Annotated in this window: 12 protein-coding genes and 1 pseudogene; 2 read left to right on the top strand and 11 right to left on the bottom strand. The window is 67.9% G+C overall.

Annotation, left to right across the window (positions count from 1 at the left end; all coding sequences use genetic code 11):
- Positions 1 to 2: 2 nt before the first annotated feature.
- The 10 genes and pseudogenes from AC1G9C_RS22910 to AC1G9C_RS22955 form a co-directional block, all read right to left on the bottom strand.
- Entirely contained in the window at positions 3 to 1,343 is a 1,341-nt protein-coding gene (locus tag AC1G9C_RS22910; RefSeq protein WP_480408881.1) for an MFS transporter, read from the bottom strand.
- A gap of 67 nt (positions 1,344 to 1,410) precedes the next feature.
- A complete protein-coding gene (locus AC1G9C_RS22915) occupies positions 1,411 to 2,397 on the bottom strand; it encodes an amidohydrolase family protein (RefSeq protein WP_480408882.1) in 987 nt (328 codons plus the stop codon).
- Positions 2,394 to 3,079 (bottom strand): annotated as a pseudogene (locus tag AC1G9C_RS22920) (3-hydroxyanthranilate 3,4-dioxygenase). The gene AC1G9C_RS22915 and the pseudogene AC1G9C_RS22920 overlap by 4 nt, the downstream one beginning before the upstream one ends.
- Positions 2,976 to 3,401, bottom strand: a complete 426-nt coding sequence (locus AC1G9C_RS22925; RefSeq protein WP_096827574.1) for a RidA family protein — start codon at positions 3,399 to 3,401, stop codon at positions 2,976 to 2,978. Before AC1G9C_RS22925 ends, AC1G9C_RS22920 begins: the two are co-directional and overlap by 104 nt.
- Positions 3,394 to 4,179, bottom strand: coding sequence for a 2-keto-4-pentenoate hydratase (locus AC1G9C_RS22930; protein WP_480408883.1), 786 nt, complete (start codon positions 4,177 to 4,179; stop codon positions 3,394 to 3,396). The genes AC1G9C_RS22925 and AC1G9C_RS22930 overlap by 8 nt, the downstream gene beginning before the upstream one ends.
- The gene (dmpG, locus tag AC1G9C_RS22935) at positions 4,176 to 5,213 is read right to left on the bottom strand and encodes a 4-hydroxy-2-oxovalerate aldolase (RefSeq protein WP_480408884.1); all 1,038 of its coding nucleotides are present in this window, start codon (positions 5,211 to 5,213) and stop codon (positions 4,176 to 4,178) included. Before dmpG ends, AC1G9C_RS22930 begins: the two co-directional genes overlap by 4 nt.
- 11 nt (positions 5,214 to 5,224) lie before the next feature.
- On the bottom strand, positions 5,225 to 6,163 hold the full coding sequence (locus AC1G9C_RS22940) for an acetaldehyde dehydrogenase (acetylating) (RefSeq protein ID WP_480408885.1): 939 nt from the start codon (positions 6,161 to 6,163) through the stop codon (positions 5,225 to 5,227).
- Positions 6,160 to 6,981, bottom strand: coding sequence for a fumarylacetoacetate hydrolase family protein (locus AC1G9C_RS22945; protein ID WP_480408886.1), 822 nt, complete (start codon positions 6,979 to 6,981; stop codon positions 6,160 to 6,162). Before AC1G9C_RS22945 ends, AC1G9C_RS22940 begins: the two co-directional genes overlap by 4 nt.
- Positions 6,982 to 6,994: 13 nt before the next feature.
- Entirely contained in the window at positions 6,995 to 8,455 is a 1,461-nt protein-coding gene (locus AC1G9C_RS22950; RefSeq protein ID WP_480408887.1) for a 2-hydroxymuconic semialdehyde dehydrogenase, read from the bottom strand.
- A 288-nt stretch (positions 8,456 to 8,743) separates the two neighbouring features.
- Complete coding sequence (locus tag AC1G9C_RS22955; RefSeq protein ID WP_480408888.1) at positions 8,744 to 9,475, bottom strand: substrate-binding periplasmic protein; 732 nt, start codon at positions 9,473 to 9,475, stop codon at positions 8,744 to 8,746.
- Positions 9,476 to 9,730: 255 nt separating this feature from the next.
- Between AC1G9C_RS22955 and AC1G9C_RS22960 the strand changes: the two genes are divergently transcribed.
- Positions 9,731 to 10,867: a BaiN/RdsA family NAD(P)/FAD-dependent oxidoreductase gene (locus tag AC1G9C_RS22960; protein WP_480410435.1), complete on the top strand. Its 1,137-nt coding sequence runs from the start codon at positions 9,731 to 9,733 to the stop codon at positions 10,865 to 10,867.
- Positions 10,868 to 11,002: 135 nt separating this feature from the next.
- On the top strand, positions 11,003 to 12,817 hold the full coding sequence (locus AC1G9C_RS22965; protein WP_480408889.1) for an SLC13 family permease: 1,815 nt from the start codon (positions 11,003 to 11,005) through the stop codon (positions 12,815 to 12,817).
- Between the two features lie 19 nt (positions 12,818 to 12,836).
- On the opposite strand, the gene AC1G9C_RS22970 is transcribed toward AC1G9C_RS22965, so the two are convergent.
- Complete coding sequence (locus AC1G9C_RS22970) at positions 12,837 to 13,478, bottom strand: dioxygenase family protein (protein WP_480408890.1); 642 nt, start codon at positions 13,476 to 13,478, stop codon at positions 12,837 to 12,839.
- Positions 13,479 to 13,501: the final 23 nt, after the last annotated feature.

Consider the following 13,501-nt stretch of genomic DNA (forward strand, 5'->3'; position numbering starts at 1 on the left):
GCTCAGGCCACGCTGCCCTGAGGGACGGCGCGCGCGCCTTGCAGGCTCATCACCAGCAGCGCCAGGCTGGCCACCAGCGCCGGCACGGCGAGCCAGATGAAGAAGCTCTGCAGTCCGCCGGCAGCCTCGAACAACCAGGCGCCCAGAATCGAACCGATGATCGAACCGGTACGGCCCGCGCTCAGCGCCCAACCCACACCGGTGGCACGGGCATGCGTGGGGTAGAGGGTGGAGGCGAGAATGCTCAGGTTGTTGAGGGCGCCGGTGAGGGTGAAACCGACGGCGAAGACCATCAGCATCAGTTGCGCGCTGCTGCCCAGCTGGGTGCCGGTCAGGGCCAGCGCGACGGCCGCTCCCAGACACAGCAGCGGGAGCAGACGCAAGGCGCCGTAGCGGTCCATCAGCAGGGCCATGACGATGCCCCCCAGCACCCCGCCGAACGGGATCATCGCGGCGATGTTGGATGTCTCCTGAACGGCGTAGCCGCTGCTGCGCAGGATGGTGGGCAACCAGCTGGTCAGCAGGTAGAAGACGAACAGGCAGCAGAAGAAGGTCAGCCACAGCAGCAGGGTGCGCAGCGCGCGGCCGTCGGCGAACAGCGTGCTGATCGAGGAGGCCTGCTGACGCGCAGCCGTCTCGCCGACCAGCGTCACCCCCTGCCAATCCTGGCGACCACTGATCTTCGTCAGAATCGTCTGCAAGCGCTTGGCATAAGCAGGCTTGCCGGCCATGAAGCAGGTGGACTCCGGCAGTACCAGGATCAGTATCGGCAGCAGCAGCAAGGGCGCCACGCCACCGCACAGCAACACGCCCTTCCAGCCCACCGCCGGCAACAGCGCGCCGGCCACCCAGCCGCCCAGCGCCAGGCCCAGCGTGAAGCCGGAGTAACTGAGGGTCACCAGCAGCATGCGACGCCGTGCCGGGGAATACTCCGAGCTCAGGGTGATGGCATTGGGCAGCACGCCGCCCAGACCGATGCCGGTGAGAAAGCGCAGTACGGTGAGCACTTCGATGTTCGGCGCCAGGCTGCAGACCAGCGTGCCTACCGCCACGATGGTGAGACTGGCCAGCAACAACAGCTTGCGGCCGTAACGATCGGCCAACGGGCCGGACCCGACGCTGCCGACCAGCATGCCGAACAGCCCGGCGGCGAAGGCCGGAGCGAGCTGGCTGCGTTCGATGCCCCACTCACGAATCAGTTCCGGGGCGATGTAGCCGATGGCCGCAGTGTCGAAGCCATCGAGCACCACCACCAGAAAACACAACAGCAAGACCCTGATCTGCAGGGCTGACAGCGGACTGCTGTCGATGATCTCGCTGACCGATTGAAAATTACCGCTCATGGCGCCTCCTATTATTTTTTGTTCGGCAAAGCCAGTTGTGTAGGGGTATTGGTTGTTTTGGCAGGCCTCAAAAGCCGAAGAACGCGCGTGCGTTGTCGGCGCAGATACGTGTCTTGTCCTGTTCACTTAATGTCGGGTGTTCCAGCACACCGGCGCCGATTACCTGTTCCCCGAGCGGGAACGGCGAATCGGAGCCGAGCATCACGCGGTCGGCACCCATCACGTCCACCAGCAGACGCAAGGCACCGGGGGCGAATACCGCCGAGTCCACGAAGAAGCGCTTGACGTAACTGGACGGCAAGGCGGGGCAATCCTCGCGAACGATGTCGCGGTGGCGCCAGGCGTTGTCCACCCGGCCGAGCAGGAAGGCGAAGCTGCCGCCGCCATGGGCGAAGCATATGCGCAAGGAGTGCGGCAGCCGTTCGAAGGCGCCGGACATGATCAGCGACAGGATGCCCAGCTGGGTTTCCGCCGGCATGGCCACCAGCCAGGGCAGCATCCACTTCTTCATGCGCTCGCGCCCCATCATGTCCCAGGGGTGCACCAGCAGCGGGATGTCTTCCACCGCGCAGTGGTGGAGGAACTCCACCAGTCCTGCCTCGTCCAGGTCGTGGTTGCCCACGTGGTTGCCGATCTGCACGCCGACATGTCCGTTGCACATGGCGCGACTGGCCTCGCGGCAGGCCGCGTCGATGTCCTGCAGGGGCACCTGCGCCAGCACCTTGAGCCGGTCGGGGGCCAGCGCGGTCATCTCCAGCGCGCGGTCGTTCATCAGCTGTGCCCAGGGCAGGGCCCGCTCGATGGGCTGGTCGTAACCGAACATCACCGGGGTGGCACACATGACCTGGATATCCAGGTCCTGCTCGTCCAGGTGCTCCAGACGGCGCAGCGGGTCCCAGAGCAGATCGTTCACCGGGCGAAACGGCTTGTCACCGAGCATGATGTGGCCATGCCGGCCCTCGGTCTGCAGCCAGGGTGCGCGCTCGGGGCTCAAGCGGGCGGCTTCGGCCTGGCTCACCCTGGGGAAGAAATGGGAGTGGATGTCGATCTTCATACGGGATGGAACTCGTTGAGGGTCTTGTGCCAGGTTTGCCAGTCGCGGCCGGGATGGATCTCGCCGCAGGCGCTGCAGCGGCGCTCCTCGGCGGAGGTCGCGTAGAACTGCTCGTAGACCGGCGGCAGGTCGGTGACGATGCTCTGCAGCTGCATCTCGTAGCGCTTGACCAGCGTCCCGCAGCGGGCACAGGACCATTGCAGGGCATCCCTCTGCCCCGCCGGGCGCACGCGCTCCACCACCAGGCAGAGGCTGCCGGGCTCGGGGCGCTGCGGCGAATGGATGACGTGGGGGCCATCAGGTAGATGTCGCCTTCCTTCAGGTCCACCCGCTCGTAGCGGCCGCGGTCCCAGATATTGAGGTAGGCGTTGCCCTTGAACTGGTAGAAGAACTCCTCCACCGGATCGTCGTGAAAATCGGTTCGCTGATTGGGCCCACCGACCACGGTGACCATGAAATCGCTGTTCTGCCAGATCTGCCGATTGCCCACCGGCGGCTTGAGCAGGTGGGCGTTGTCGTCGAGCCAGCGATTGAAATTGAGCGGGGGGCTGAAGTGGTATTTGTCCATTGTTCTTCTCTCAGCGGTTGGAGGGGGAATAGGCGACAGCCTTGATTTCGATCCGCAGGTGCGGGTGGGGCAATTGGTGAACGGCCACGGTGGTTCGCGTGGGGCCGGTCTCATCGAAGTACTCGGCGTAAACCTCGTTGTAACCGCCGAAATCGTTCATATCGATCAGGAAGCTGCTGATCTCGACGACGTCGCCGAGACTCGCGTTTTCACAGGCGAGAATGTCGCGAATGTTCTCGATGACCGCGCGGGTCTGGGCGCGAATGTCGAGCCTGGTGGTGCCCAGCTCGTCCACTTCCACGCCTGCGAAGCTGTTGTCGGGACGCCGCGAACTGGTACCGGAGACGAAGAGGAAGTCGCCGGCCCGCTTGATGTGCGGGAAGCGCCCGCGCGGTCTGGCCTTGCCGGCAACGACGGTGGAGCGGTTGTCACTCATGGTTCGATTCCTTGCAGGTGATGAAGCTGCTCTCACCCAAGCCCTGGATCTCGACGCAGAAGTGCGACCCCGCACGCAGCGGCACCGCCGCCGTGGCGGCGCCGGCCATGATCAGGCTGCCGGCAGGCAGCACGCATTCGCTGCCGTGCAGCAGGCGTGACGCCTGCACCAGGCTGCGCAGCGGGTGGCCGAGAATGGCGGCGGTGGAACCCGTCTGCAGCACCTGGCCGTCCTGGCGCAGGATCACGCCGGCATTGGCCAGGCCGGACCAGTCGCGCGACCAGGGGCCGAGGGTGAGGCCGGAGGACGAGCAGTTGTCGTCGACCACGTCCTCCAGGCTGAACTTGAACGCCTGGTAGCGCGAGTCGATGATCTCCAGGGCGGGAGCGACCGCCTCCAGATAGTCGGCGGCCTCCAGCAGGCTAAGCGGGCGATCGATGTCGCGCCGGGTGAGAAAGCAGACCTCGGGTTCGACGCGGGGATGGATATAGCGCGACAGATCCACCAGGCCGCCGTCTTCCTCGAGCATGGCGTCGGTGAGCCAGCCCCAGATCAGGCTGTCCACGCCCATCTGGATCATCTTGGCGCGGCTGGTGAAGCCCAGCTTGATGCCGATGCTGCGCTCGCCATCCTCGTAGCGGCGCTGCATCGACGCGCGCTGGATCTGGTAGGCCTCCTCCAGCAGAAACGGACGCTCGGTGCTGAACTGCGGCAACGCCTCGGCGCGACGGGCGGCCTGATCCAGCGCTGCGGCGATGCGGACGATATCGGTACTCATGGACGGTTCTCCGGTTGCAGGGCCAGCAGGTCGAGGGCAACGTCGACGATCATGTCTTCCTGGCCGCCGACCATGCGCCGGCGGCCCAGCTCGACGAGGATGTCCAGGGTCTTCAACCCGTACTTCTGCGCCGCCGCCTCGGCATGGCGCAGGAAACTCGAATAGACCCCGGCATAACCCAGGCCCAGGGTCTCGCGGTCGACCCGTACCGGTCGGTCTTGCAACGGTCGCACCAGGTCGTCGGCGGCATCCATCAGCCGGTACAGATCGGTACCGTGGTTCCAGCCCAGGCGTTCGGCGGCGGCGATGAACACCTCCAGCGGCGCGTTGCCGGCGCCGGCGCCCATGCCGGCGAGGCTAGCGTCGATGCGCTCGCAGCCCTCCTCCACCGCGACGATGGAGTTGGCCACGCCGAGGCTGAGGTTGTGGTGGGCATGCATGCCCAGTTGAGTTTCCGGCTTGAGCACGGCCTTGAAGGCGCGCATACGCTGGCGAACGTCGCGCATGTTCATCGCCCCACCGGAGTCGGCCATGTAGATGCACTGGGCGCCGTAGCCCTCCATCAGCTTGGCCTGGCGGGCCAGCTCCTCGGCCGGGAGCATGTGGCTCATCATCAGAAAGCCGACGGTGTCCATGCCGAGTTCGCGGGCGTACTCGATGTGCTGTTTCGACACATCCGCCTCGCTGCAGTGAGTGGCCACCCGCACGCTGCGGGCACCGGCGCCATAGGCGGCCTTGAGGTCATGCACGCTGCCGATGCCCGGCAGCAGCAGCACGGTCAGGCGGGCGTGCTCGATGACATCGGCCGCCGCCTCGATCCATTCCAGGTCGCTGTGGGCGCCGAAGCCGTAGTTGAACGAGGAGCCCTGCAGGCCGTCGCCATGGGTCACTTCGATGGAATCGACGCGCGCCAGGTCCAGCGCGCGGGCAATGGCCTGGACCTGCGCCAGCGAATACTGGTGGCGAATGGCATGGCTGCCATCGCGCAGGGTCACGTCGGAGATATAGAGCTTCTTGCTCGGGTCGCATGTCATGGGGCGTCTCCTCAGCCTTGGTTCATCGCCTGGGCCATGCGCTCGGCGGTGGCCAGCGCGGCAGAGGTCATGATGTCGAGGTTGCCGGCGTAGGCCGGCAGGTAGTGGGCGGCGCCTTCCACCTCGAGGAAGATCGAGGTCTTCAGCCCGGAGAAACGACCATGGCCGGGAATGTGCAGCGGCGCAGCGGCGGGGATCAGGTCGAACTGCACCCGCTGTTTCAGCCGATAGCCCGGCACGTAGGCCTGCACGGCGGCGGTCATTGCCTCGATGCTGGCTTCGACCCTGGCCTGATCGGCGGCCTCGCTGAGCACGAACACGGTGTCGCGCATCATCAGCGGCGGTTCGGCCGGGTTCATGATGATGATGGCCTTGCCCCTGGCCGCGCCGCCGATCACCTCGATGGCCTTGCTGGTGGTCTCGGTGAACTCGTCGATATTGGCGCGGGTGCCCGGGCCGGCGGACTTGCTGGCGATGGAGGCGATGATCTCGGCGTAATGGACCCTGGCCACCCGCGACACCGCGGCAACCATGGGGATGGTGGCCTGGCCGCCGCAGGTGACCATGTTGACGTTGCGCTGGGCGAGGTTCTGCTCCAGGTTGACCACCGGCACGCAGTAGGGACCGATGGCTGCCGGGGTCAGGTCGATCAGGCGGATGCCGGGCTTGATGCCGCGCAGGAAGGCGTCGTTCTTCACGTGGGCGCCGGCCGAGGTGGCGTCGAAGACGAAGTCGATCTGGTCGAAGATCGGCAGTCGGCTCAGGCCCTCCACGCCCTCGTGACTAACGGCGACGCCCAGGCGTGCGGCACGGGCCAGGCCGTCGGACGCCGGGTCGATGCCGACCATGGCGCCCATTTCCAGATGCTGCGCGTTGCGCATCACCTTGATCATCAGGTCGGTGCCGATATTGCCGGAGCCGACGATGGCGACCTTGCGTTTGCGCGTCATGGGCGTGCCTCCTGCGCGGCGAAGGCGGCACTGACGCTGCCCAGGCCCTGGATATGGGCGGTGAACACGTCCCCCGGCCGGGCCGAGACCATCGGCCCCAGCGCGCCTGTGAGGAGGATGTCGCCGGCGCGCAGCGGCTCGCCCAGGCGCGCCATGGTGTCGGCCAGCCAGAGCGCGGCGTTCAGCGGGTTGTCCAGGCAGGCCGCGCCGGCCCCCGTGGACACCGGCTCGCCGCGCAGGCTCAGACTCATGCCGCACCCCACCGGATCCAGCTGCTCCAGCTTCACCGGGCGACTGCCGAGGACGAAGAGGCCGGCCGAGGCGTTGTCGGCGATGGTGTCCACCAGGCGGATGTCCCAGTTGGCGATGCGGCTGCCCACCACTTCGATGGCCGGCAGGGCGAAAGCGATGGCGCGCAGCAGATCCGCCAGGGTGTGACGCTCGTGGGGCAGATCCTGCTCCAGCACCAGGGCGATCTCTGCCTCTACCTTGGGCTGGGCGCAATCGTCCCAGGCGATGGGTTGGCCATCGCCCCGTGCCAGGTCGGCGAAGAGCACGCCGAAGTCCGGCTGCTCCACGCCGAGCTGCTGCTGCACGCTGCGAGCGGTCAGGCCGATCTTGCGTCCGACCGGGCGCCGCCCCTGATTCAGAGCAATCTGGGCGTTATGGCGCTGCACGGCGTAGGCCAGGCTCACGGGATCGCTAGCCGGTTCGTCAACCAGGGCTTCGGCGATCAGACCACGGATCGGCGCGCAGGCAAGGCCGCCTCGCTCCGCCTGGCGCAGCCGATCGGCTGCCTGGATAAGGGCTTGATGCATGACGGAGGCCTCCTCAGGCGTTGACGCAGACGCTGGTGGTCTCGGAGTAGAAATCCAGCGAGTGCCGCCCCCCCTCGCGCCCCAGGCCGGACAGGCGCGCGCCGCCGAAGGGCGTGCGCAGATCGCGCAGGAACCAGGTGTTGACCCACACCATGCCGACGCGGATGCGCCGTGAGATGCGATGGGCGCGCCCCAGATCGCGGGTCCACAGGGCCGCGGCGAGGCCGTAGGCGCAATCGTTGACCCGCTGCAGCACCTCCTCGTCGCTGTCGAACGGGGCGATATGGCACACCGGGCCGAAGACCTCCTCGCGCATGCAGCGAGCGTCGTCGCCAAGGCCGGTCCAGATGGTCGGCTGCACGAAGGCACCGTCATCGCGCGCATCGCCGAATACCGGCACGCCCCCGCCGGTGACCAGGGTGGCGCCCTCGGCGCGCGCCAGTTCGAAGTAGCCCAGCACCTTGTCGCGGTGCTTGCGCGAGATCAGCGAGCCCATGGCGACGCCGTCCTCGTGCGGATAGCCGATCTTCAACCGCTCGGCGCCGGCCTTCAGAGCGGCGACGAACCTGTCGAAGATCGGCCGCTCCACATAGACCCGTTCGGAACACAGGCAGACCTGCCCGGCATTGGTGAAGCTGGAGCGCAGCACGCCCGCCACCGCGGCGTCGAAGTCGCAATCGGCGAAGACCACCGCGGCATTCTTGCCGCCGAGCTCGAAGGACACCTCGCGCACGCCTTCGGCGGCGGCCTTCATGATGGTGGAGCCGGTGCGGGACTCGCCGGTGAAGGTGATGGCGTCCACGTCCGGATGGCGGGTGAGGAATTCCCCCGCCGAAGCCGGCCCGAAACCATGCACCAGGTTGAACACGCCGGCCGGCACACCGACCTCGTGCATCACCTCGGCCAGCAGCGTGGCGCTCGAAGGCGTGTCCTCCGAGGGCTTGACCACCACGCAATTGCCACAGGCCAGGGCCGGCGCCACCTTCCAGGTCAGCAGCAGCAGCGGCAGGTTCCACGGCGAGATGATCGCCACCACCCCGTGCGGCTTGCGCACCGTGTAGCTGAACACGTCGCTGCCGTCGCCGGCGCGCATCTCGTAGTACTCGCCACCGGACTGGCGGATCAGCCCAGCGAAGGTGCGGAAGTTGTGCATGCCGCGGGCGACATCCAGGCTGCGCGCCTGCTGCACGGGGCGCCCGGTGTCGGCCACCTCGGCGGCCACGAAGTCTTCGAAACGCCGTTCGATGGCATCGGCGATGCGCTCCAGCAGGTCGGCGCGCTGAGCCGCGCACCACCCGCCCCAGGGACCGGACTGCGCGTCGACCGCGGCCGTCACCGCGGCGTCGACCTCCGCCGCACCGGCTTCGCAAACCTGACCCAGGACGCGACCATCGACCGGCGAGACATTGTCGAAGGTCCGACTGCTGGCGACGAACGATCCGGCGATGTAGTGGCGGAGCAAGGGATGGGACACGGCGACCTCCGTTGTAGGCTGTTTTCGCCGAGTCTAGGAGTGCGCCCCATAAGTGAATAATCAAAAGACCTGCCGCAGGTATAGCTGCCAGGAATACTCGTTGCGGCGCCGACGGACCAGCTCGGTGCGCGCCAGGCTGCCGTGCTCCAGATCGAGCCAGGAGTTCGCCATCGTCGGGCGCGACCCCCGCGGCATGCGCCGTTCAGCGTGCCAGTCCCGCCCGAGGCATCCGGCACTGACGCAGCGGATCTGATTGGGAGCGATCAGCGCCGCGGCGCCTGGCAGGCCTCAGAGACCATGCCGGCGAAAGGTGGCGGCATAGCTGCCGTCGTCGCGCATGGCCTGGATCGCCCGGTCGAAGCGCGTGGCGATCTCGCGGTGTTCGGGGTGGCTGCGGCGCACCAGGATATGCAGGCCGTTCTCGCTCAACGGCAGCGGCAGAAACTCCAGCTCGTCGCGCATGGCGCGCAGCTCGCGACCGAGGTGATAGCGCGCCACCAGCTCGTCCTCCAGGGTCAGCTGCACGCGCCCGGCGTGCAGCATGCGCGCGGCGGTGGCGAAACCGCCGACGCCGACCTTGCGCAGCCGCTCGTCACCGTCGAACTCGGCGGAATAGGCGTAGCCACGCACCACGGCGATGCTGTGCGGATACAGATCGGCCAGGCTGTCGAAGCGGATGCCGGCGCCCTTGCGCTGCAGAAAGCGGATGCGGTTGACCAGATAGGGCTGCGAGTAGTGGCCGAACTCGGCGCGTTCGGGGCTGTACCAGGCGTTGATCAGCACGTCGTAGTCGCCGCGCTTGAGCCCCAGCACCGCCCGCTGCCAGGGCACCTCGACGTAGCTGGAGCGGTAGCCGGCGCGCTGCAGCGCCTGCTCCACCAGCTCGCTGGCCAGGCCGTTTCCGGGCAGGCGGCGGTCGTTGAACGGCGGCCAGGGGTCCGCCACCAGGCGCAACGATTCGCCCGCCGCCAGAGCCGGCGACAGCAGCAAGAGCAACAGCCAGGCGCGCACTGCGGGCATCGGCGGCGATCCGTGGGGAATGATCAATGCTAGTGATAGCAGGCGCGAAAGCCCTCGTCACTGTCTCATTTTTGATACAGGTGCTGGCCAGGGCGGCCGTCCATCCGCCCTGCCGCGCCAGGATCGGCGGGCCAGAGCGGCTTCGGGTAAGATGCGCGGGTTTTCGCGCAGCCTCCGCCTGTGCGCTCGAATCGCTGGGGAACTCTCGTGTTGCACACTGAGGTAGTGATAGTCGGTGCCGGCGCCGCCGGCCTGATGTGCGCCGCCAACGCCGCCGCGCGCGGCCGCCGCGTGCTGGTGCTGGACCATGCCAACAAGGCCGGCAAGAAGATCCTCATGTCCGGCGGCGGGCGCTGCAATTTCACCAACCTGTACTGCGAGCCGGGCAACTTCCTCTCGGAAAATCCGCACTTCTGCAAGTCCGCCCTGGCGCGCTACAGCCAGTGGGACTTCATCGGCCTGGTGGCCAAGCACGGCGTGCCCTATCACGAGAAGAAGCTCGGCCAGCTGTTCTGCGACCACAAGGCCAATGCCATCCTCGATCTGCTGCTGGCCGAGTGCGCCGAGGCCGGCGCCGAGATCCGCCTGAACACCGCGGTGCAGAGCATCGCCAAGACCGACGGCGGCTTCCTGCTGCACAGCGACCTCGGCGCGATCGCCTGCCAGTCGCTGGTGATCGCCAGCGGCGGGCTGTCCATCCCCACCCTCGGCGCCACGGGTTTCGGCTACCAGGTGGCCCGCCAGTTCGGCCATCAGGTGCTGCCGACCCGCGCCGGCCTGGTGCCCTTCACCATTACCGACCCGCAGCTCAAGACGCTGTGCACGGAGCTGTCCGGCACCTCGGTGGAGGACTGCCTGGTGAGCTGCAACGGGCAGAGCTTCAAGGAGAACATCCTGTTCACCCACCGCGGCCTGTCCGGCCCGGCGATCCTGCAGATCTCCTCCTACTGGCAGCCGGGCGACACCCTGCATATCGACCTGCTGCCGCATATCGACCTGCCCGAGTGGCTGGCGACCCAGCAGCGCGAACGCGGCGCCAGCGAGCTGAAGACTTTGCTGGCCGAGCTGTTCACCAAGAAGATGGCGACCCTGTTAGTGGACAGCTGGTTCGCCAACAAGCCGCTGAAGCAGTACAGCCCGGGCGAGCTGAAGGCGATTGCCGAGCGCCTGTCCGACTGGCAGCTGGTGCCGGCCGGCACCGAGGGCTACCGCACCGCTGAGGTCACCCTGGGCGGCGTCGACACCCGCGAGGTGTCGTCGAAGACCCTGGAATCGCTCAGGGTGCCGGGGCTGTACTTCATCGGCGAGGTGCTCGACGTCACCGGGCACCTCGGCGGCTTCAACTTCCAGTGGGCCTGGGCCTCGGGCTACGCCGCCGCGCAGTACGTCTGAGGCATCCGCCAACGCGGTTTGCCGCCCTAGGGTGCGCCCTGCGCACCAATGCCCCAACGAGCGGGGAACCGCCGCGGCGGTATGGACTCTGCTACAACAAGCACCTGCGCCCCTCGCACAAGGACAGTCCGCCCCATGACCCTCGACCAAGGCCTGATCTTCGCCATTCTCGTCGCCAGCATGGGGCTGTTCATCTGGGGCCGCTGGCGGCATGACGTGGTCGCCCTCGGCGCCCTGCTGGCCTGCGTGATCGCCGGTCTGGTGCCGGAACGCGAGGCCTTCGTCGGTTTCGGCCACCCGGCGGTGATCACCGTGGCCTGCGTGCTGGTGCTCAGCTATGGTCTGCAGAGCAGCGGCGCGGTCAACCGCCTGGCCCAGCGCCTGCTGCCCGGCAACGCCGGGGGGCTGGCGTCGATCGCCGCACTGACCGGGCTCGGCGCCCTGCTCTCGGCCTTCATGAACAACGTCGGCGCCCTCGCCCTGCTGATGCCCATCGCCCTGCAGATCGCCGCGCGCCTGGAGCTGCCGCCCGGCCGGGTGCTGATGCCGCTGGCCTTCGGCACCATTCTCGGCGGCATGACCACGCTGATCGGCACGCCGCCCAACCTGATCGTCTCCAGCTTCCGCGCGCAGCACGGCGCCGGCCCCTTCGCCATGTTCGACTTCAGCCCGGTAGGTGTGGCGGTGGCGCTGGCCGGCGTGCTGTTCATCACCCTGCTCGGCTGGCGCCTGGTGCCCAGGCGCGAGGTGTGCAACGCCGCCAGTTTCGACACCGGCCGCTACCTCACTGAGGCGCGCGTCAAGGACGGCGGCAAGGCCCAGGGCAAGACCCTGCGCGAGATCGAGCAACTGCTCGACGAGGCCGACGCCCAGGTGGTGGCCATGGTACGCAACAAGCTGCGCCTGAGTGCGCCCAACCCGCGCCGCGTGCTGCAGGCCGACGACGTGCTGGTGATCGAGGCCGAGCCCGAGGAACTGGGCGAGGTGCTGGGCCAGCTGGACCTGCTGCTGGAAGCCGAGCGCGAGGCCAAGGAGGCCGAGCAGCAGCGCCAGGAGGATGGCGCCGAGCCGGAGAAGAAGGAGAGCAATGGCGAGGAGCGCGCGCTGCAGGAACTGCTGGTCAAGCCCGACTCGCAACTGATCGGCCGTTCCGCCAGCAGCACCCGCCTGCGCAGCCGCTACGGCATCAACCTGCTGGCCATCTCGCGGCAGAGCCACCGCTCGATCAAGCGCCTGCGCTCAACCCTGATCCAGAGCGGCGACGTGCTGCTGATGCAGGGCGGCGCCGAGGACATCGGCGAATTCGCCAACGACTATGGCTGCGTGCCGCTGGCCGCGCGCGCCATCAACATTCCCGACCCGCGCCAGGCCAACCTGGCCCTGGGGGTGATGCTGCTGGCCATCGCTGCGGCCGCCTTCGGCCTGCTCTCGGCGGCAGTGGCCTTCGCCGCCGGGGTGCTGGCCTACATGCTGCTGCGCCTGATCCCGCTGCGCGCGGTGTACGAGGCCGTCGACTGGCCGGTGATCGTGCTGCTCGGCGCGCTGATCCCGGTGGCCGGGGCCATGTCGGAAAGTGGCGCCGCCGACCTGCTGGCGCGCCTGCTGATGGAGCACCTGGCGCAGGGCAACGCCATCGTCACCCTGACCCTACTGCTGGTGGTGACCATGACCCTGTCGGATTTCATGAACAACGCCGCCACCGCCGCGGTGATGTGCCCCATCGCCCTCAGCGCCGCCAGCCAGCTCGGGGTCAGCCCCGACTCGCTGCTGATGGCGGTGGCCATCGGCGCCTCCTGCTCCTTCCTCACCCCCATCGGCCACCAGAACAACACCCTGATTCTCAGCCCCGGCGGCTTCCGTTTCGGCGACTACTGGCGCCTCGGCCTGCCCCTGGAGATTCTCGTGGTGCTGGTCAGCGTGCCGCTGCTGTTGTGGGTCTGGCCGCTGTAGGCGCTTGTGCAAAGGGCGATCATGAAGCCGGGGTAACGCCCAGCACCACGTCGAAACGCGCCACCTGCTCGTCGACCTGCCCGGTCACCGGCACGAAGGGCACGATCAGCAGTTCGCGCAGCTGCGGATCGCGGATCGCATTGAGCAGGCCGTCGCGGCGGTTGCCCGGCTCGCCGCGGATATAGCACTGGGTGGCGAAGCGCGGCAGCCCCGGCAGGGTCACCGCCAGGTGGATATGCGGGGTGCGCCCGGGATAGGCCACCGGGCGAATGGTGCGAAAGCGATAGCGGCCGTCGGCGCCGGTGGTGAAGCGGCCGTAGCCCTGGAAGCCGGGGTCGCGGCGCTGGCGGTCGCCGCCGCGACTGTGCAGGTAGATGCCGTTGGCATCGACCTGCCAGATTTCCACCAGCGCGCCCGCCAGCGGCTGGCCGCGGCCATCGAGGATCAGCCCGTGCAGCTGCACGCGGGTGCCGCGCGCTGGCTCGGCCTGGCCCTCGACCTGCACCAGGTCGTTGTCGCGATCCAGCGGCAGCTGGTCGGGGTAGAAGGGCCCGAGGGTCTGCGCCGGTGTCAGCAGACGCTCGGCCAGCACCAGCGCCGGGCTGGCCAGCAGGGCGCCGCCGGCGGCGAGCAGCAGATGGCGACGGCTGATCTCAGACATGGCACGCCCCTCTATGGCAAGCC

Source organism: Pseudomonas sp. ABa2 (genome assembly GCF_056676075.1).

What these genes read in the sequence shown, in the direction of transcription:
- AC1G9C_RS22955 (WP_480408888.1), bottom strand. Translation starts at nt 9,475, where the DNA reads ATGCCCGCAGTGCGCGCCTGGCTGTTGCTCTTGCTGCTGTCGCCGGCT.
- AC1G9C_RS22965 (WP_480408889.1), top strand. Translation starts at nt 11,003, where the DNA reads ATGACCCTCGACCAAGGCCTGATCTTCGCCATTCTCGTCGCCAGCATG.
- AC1G9C_RS22930 (WP_480408883.1), bottom strand. Translation starts at nt 4,179, where the DNA reads ATGAGTACCGATATCGTCCGCATCGCCGCAGCGCTGGATCAGGCCGCC.
- AC1G9C_RS22970 (WP_480408890.1), bottom strand. Translation starts at nt 13,478, where the DNA reads ATGTCTGAGATCAGCCGTCGCCATCTGCTGCTCGCCGCCGGCGGCGCC.
- AC1G9C_RS22910 (WP_480408881.1), bottom strand. Translation starts at nt 1,343, where the DNA reads ATGAGCGGTAATTTTCAATCGGTCAGCGAGATCATCGACAGCAGTCCG.
- AC1G9C_RS22960 (WP_480410435.1), top strand. Translation starts at nt 9,731, where the DNA reads ATGTGCGCCGCCAACGCCGCCGCGCGCGGCCGCCGCGTGCTGGTGCTG.
- AC1G9C_RS22940 (WP_480408885.1), bottom strand. Translation starts at nt 6,163, where the DNA reads ATGACGCGCAAACGCAAGGTCGCCATCGTCGGCTCCGGCAATATCGGC.
- AC1G9C_RS22945 (WP_480408886.1), bottom strand. Translation starts at nt 6,981, where the DNA reads ATGCATCAAGCCCTTATCCAGGCAGCCGATCGGCTGCGCCAGGCGGAG.
- AC1G9C_RS22925 (WP_096827574.1), bottom strand. Translation starts at nt 3,401, where the DNA reads ATGAGTGACAACCGCTCCACCGTCGTTGCCGGCAAGGCCAGACCGCGC.
- AC1G9C_RS22915 (WP_480408882.1), bottom strand. Translation starts at nt 2,397, where the DNA reads ATGAAGATCGACATCCACTCCCATTTCTTCCCCAGGGTGAGCCAGGCC.
- dmpG (WP_480408884.1), bottom strand. Translation starts at nt 5,213, where the DNA reads ATGACATGCGACCCGAGCAAGAAGCTCTATATCTCCGACGTGACCCTG.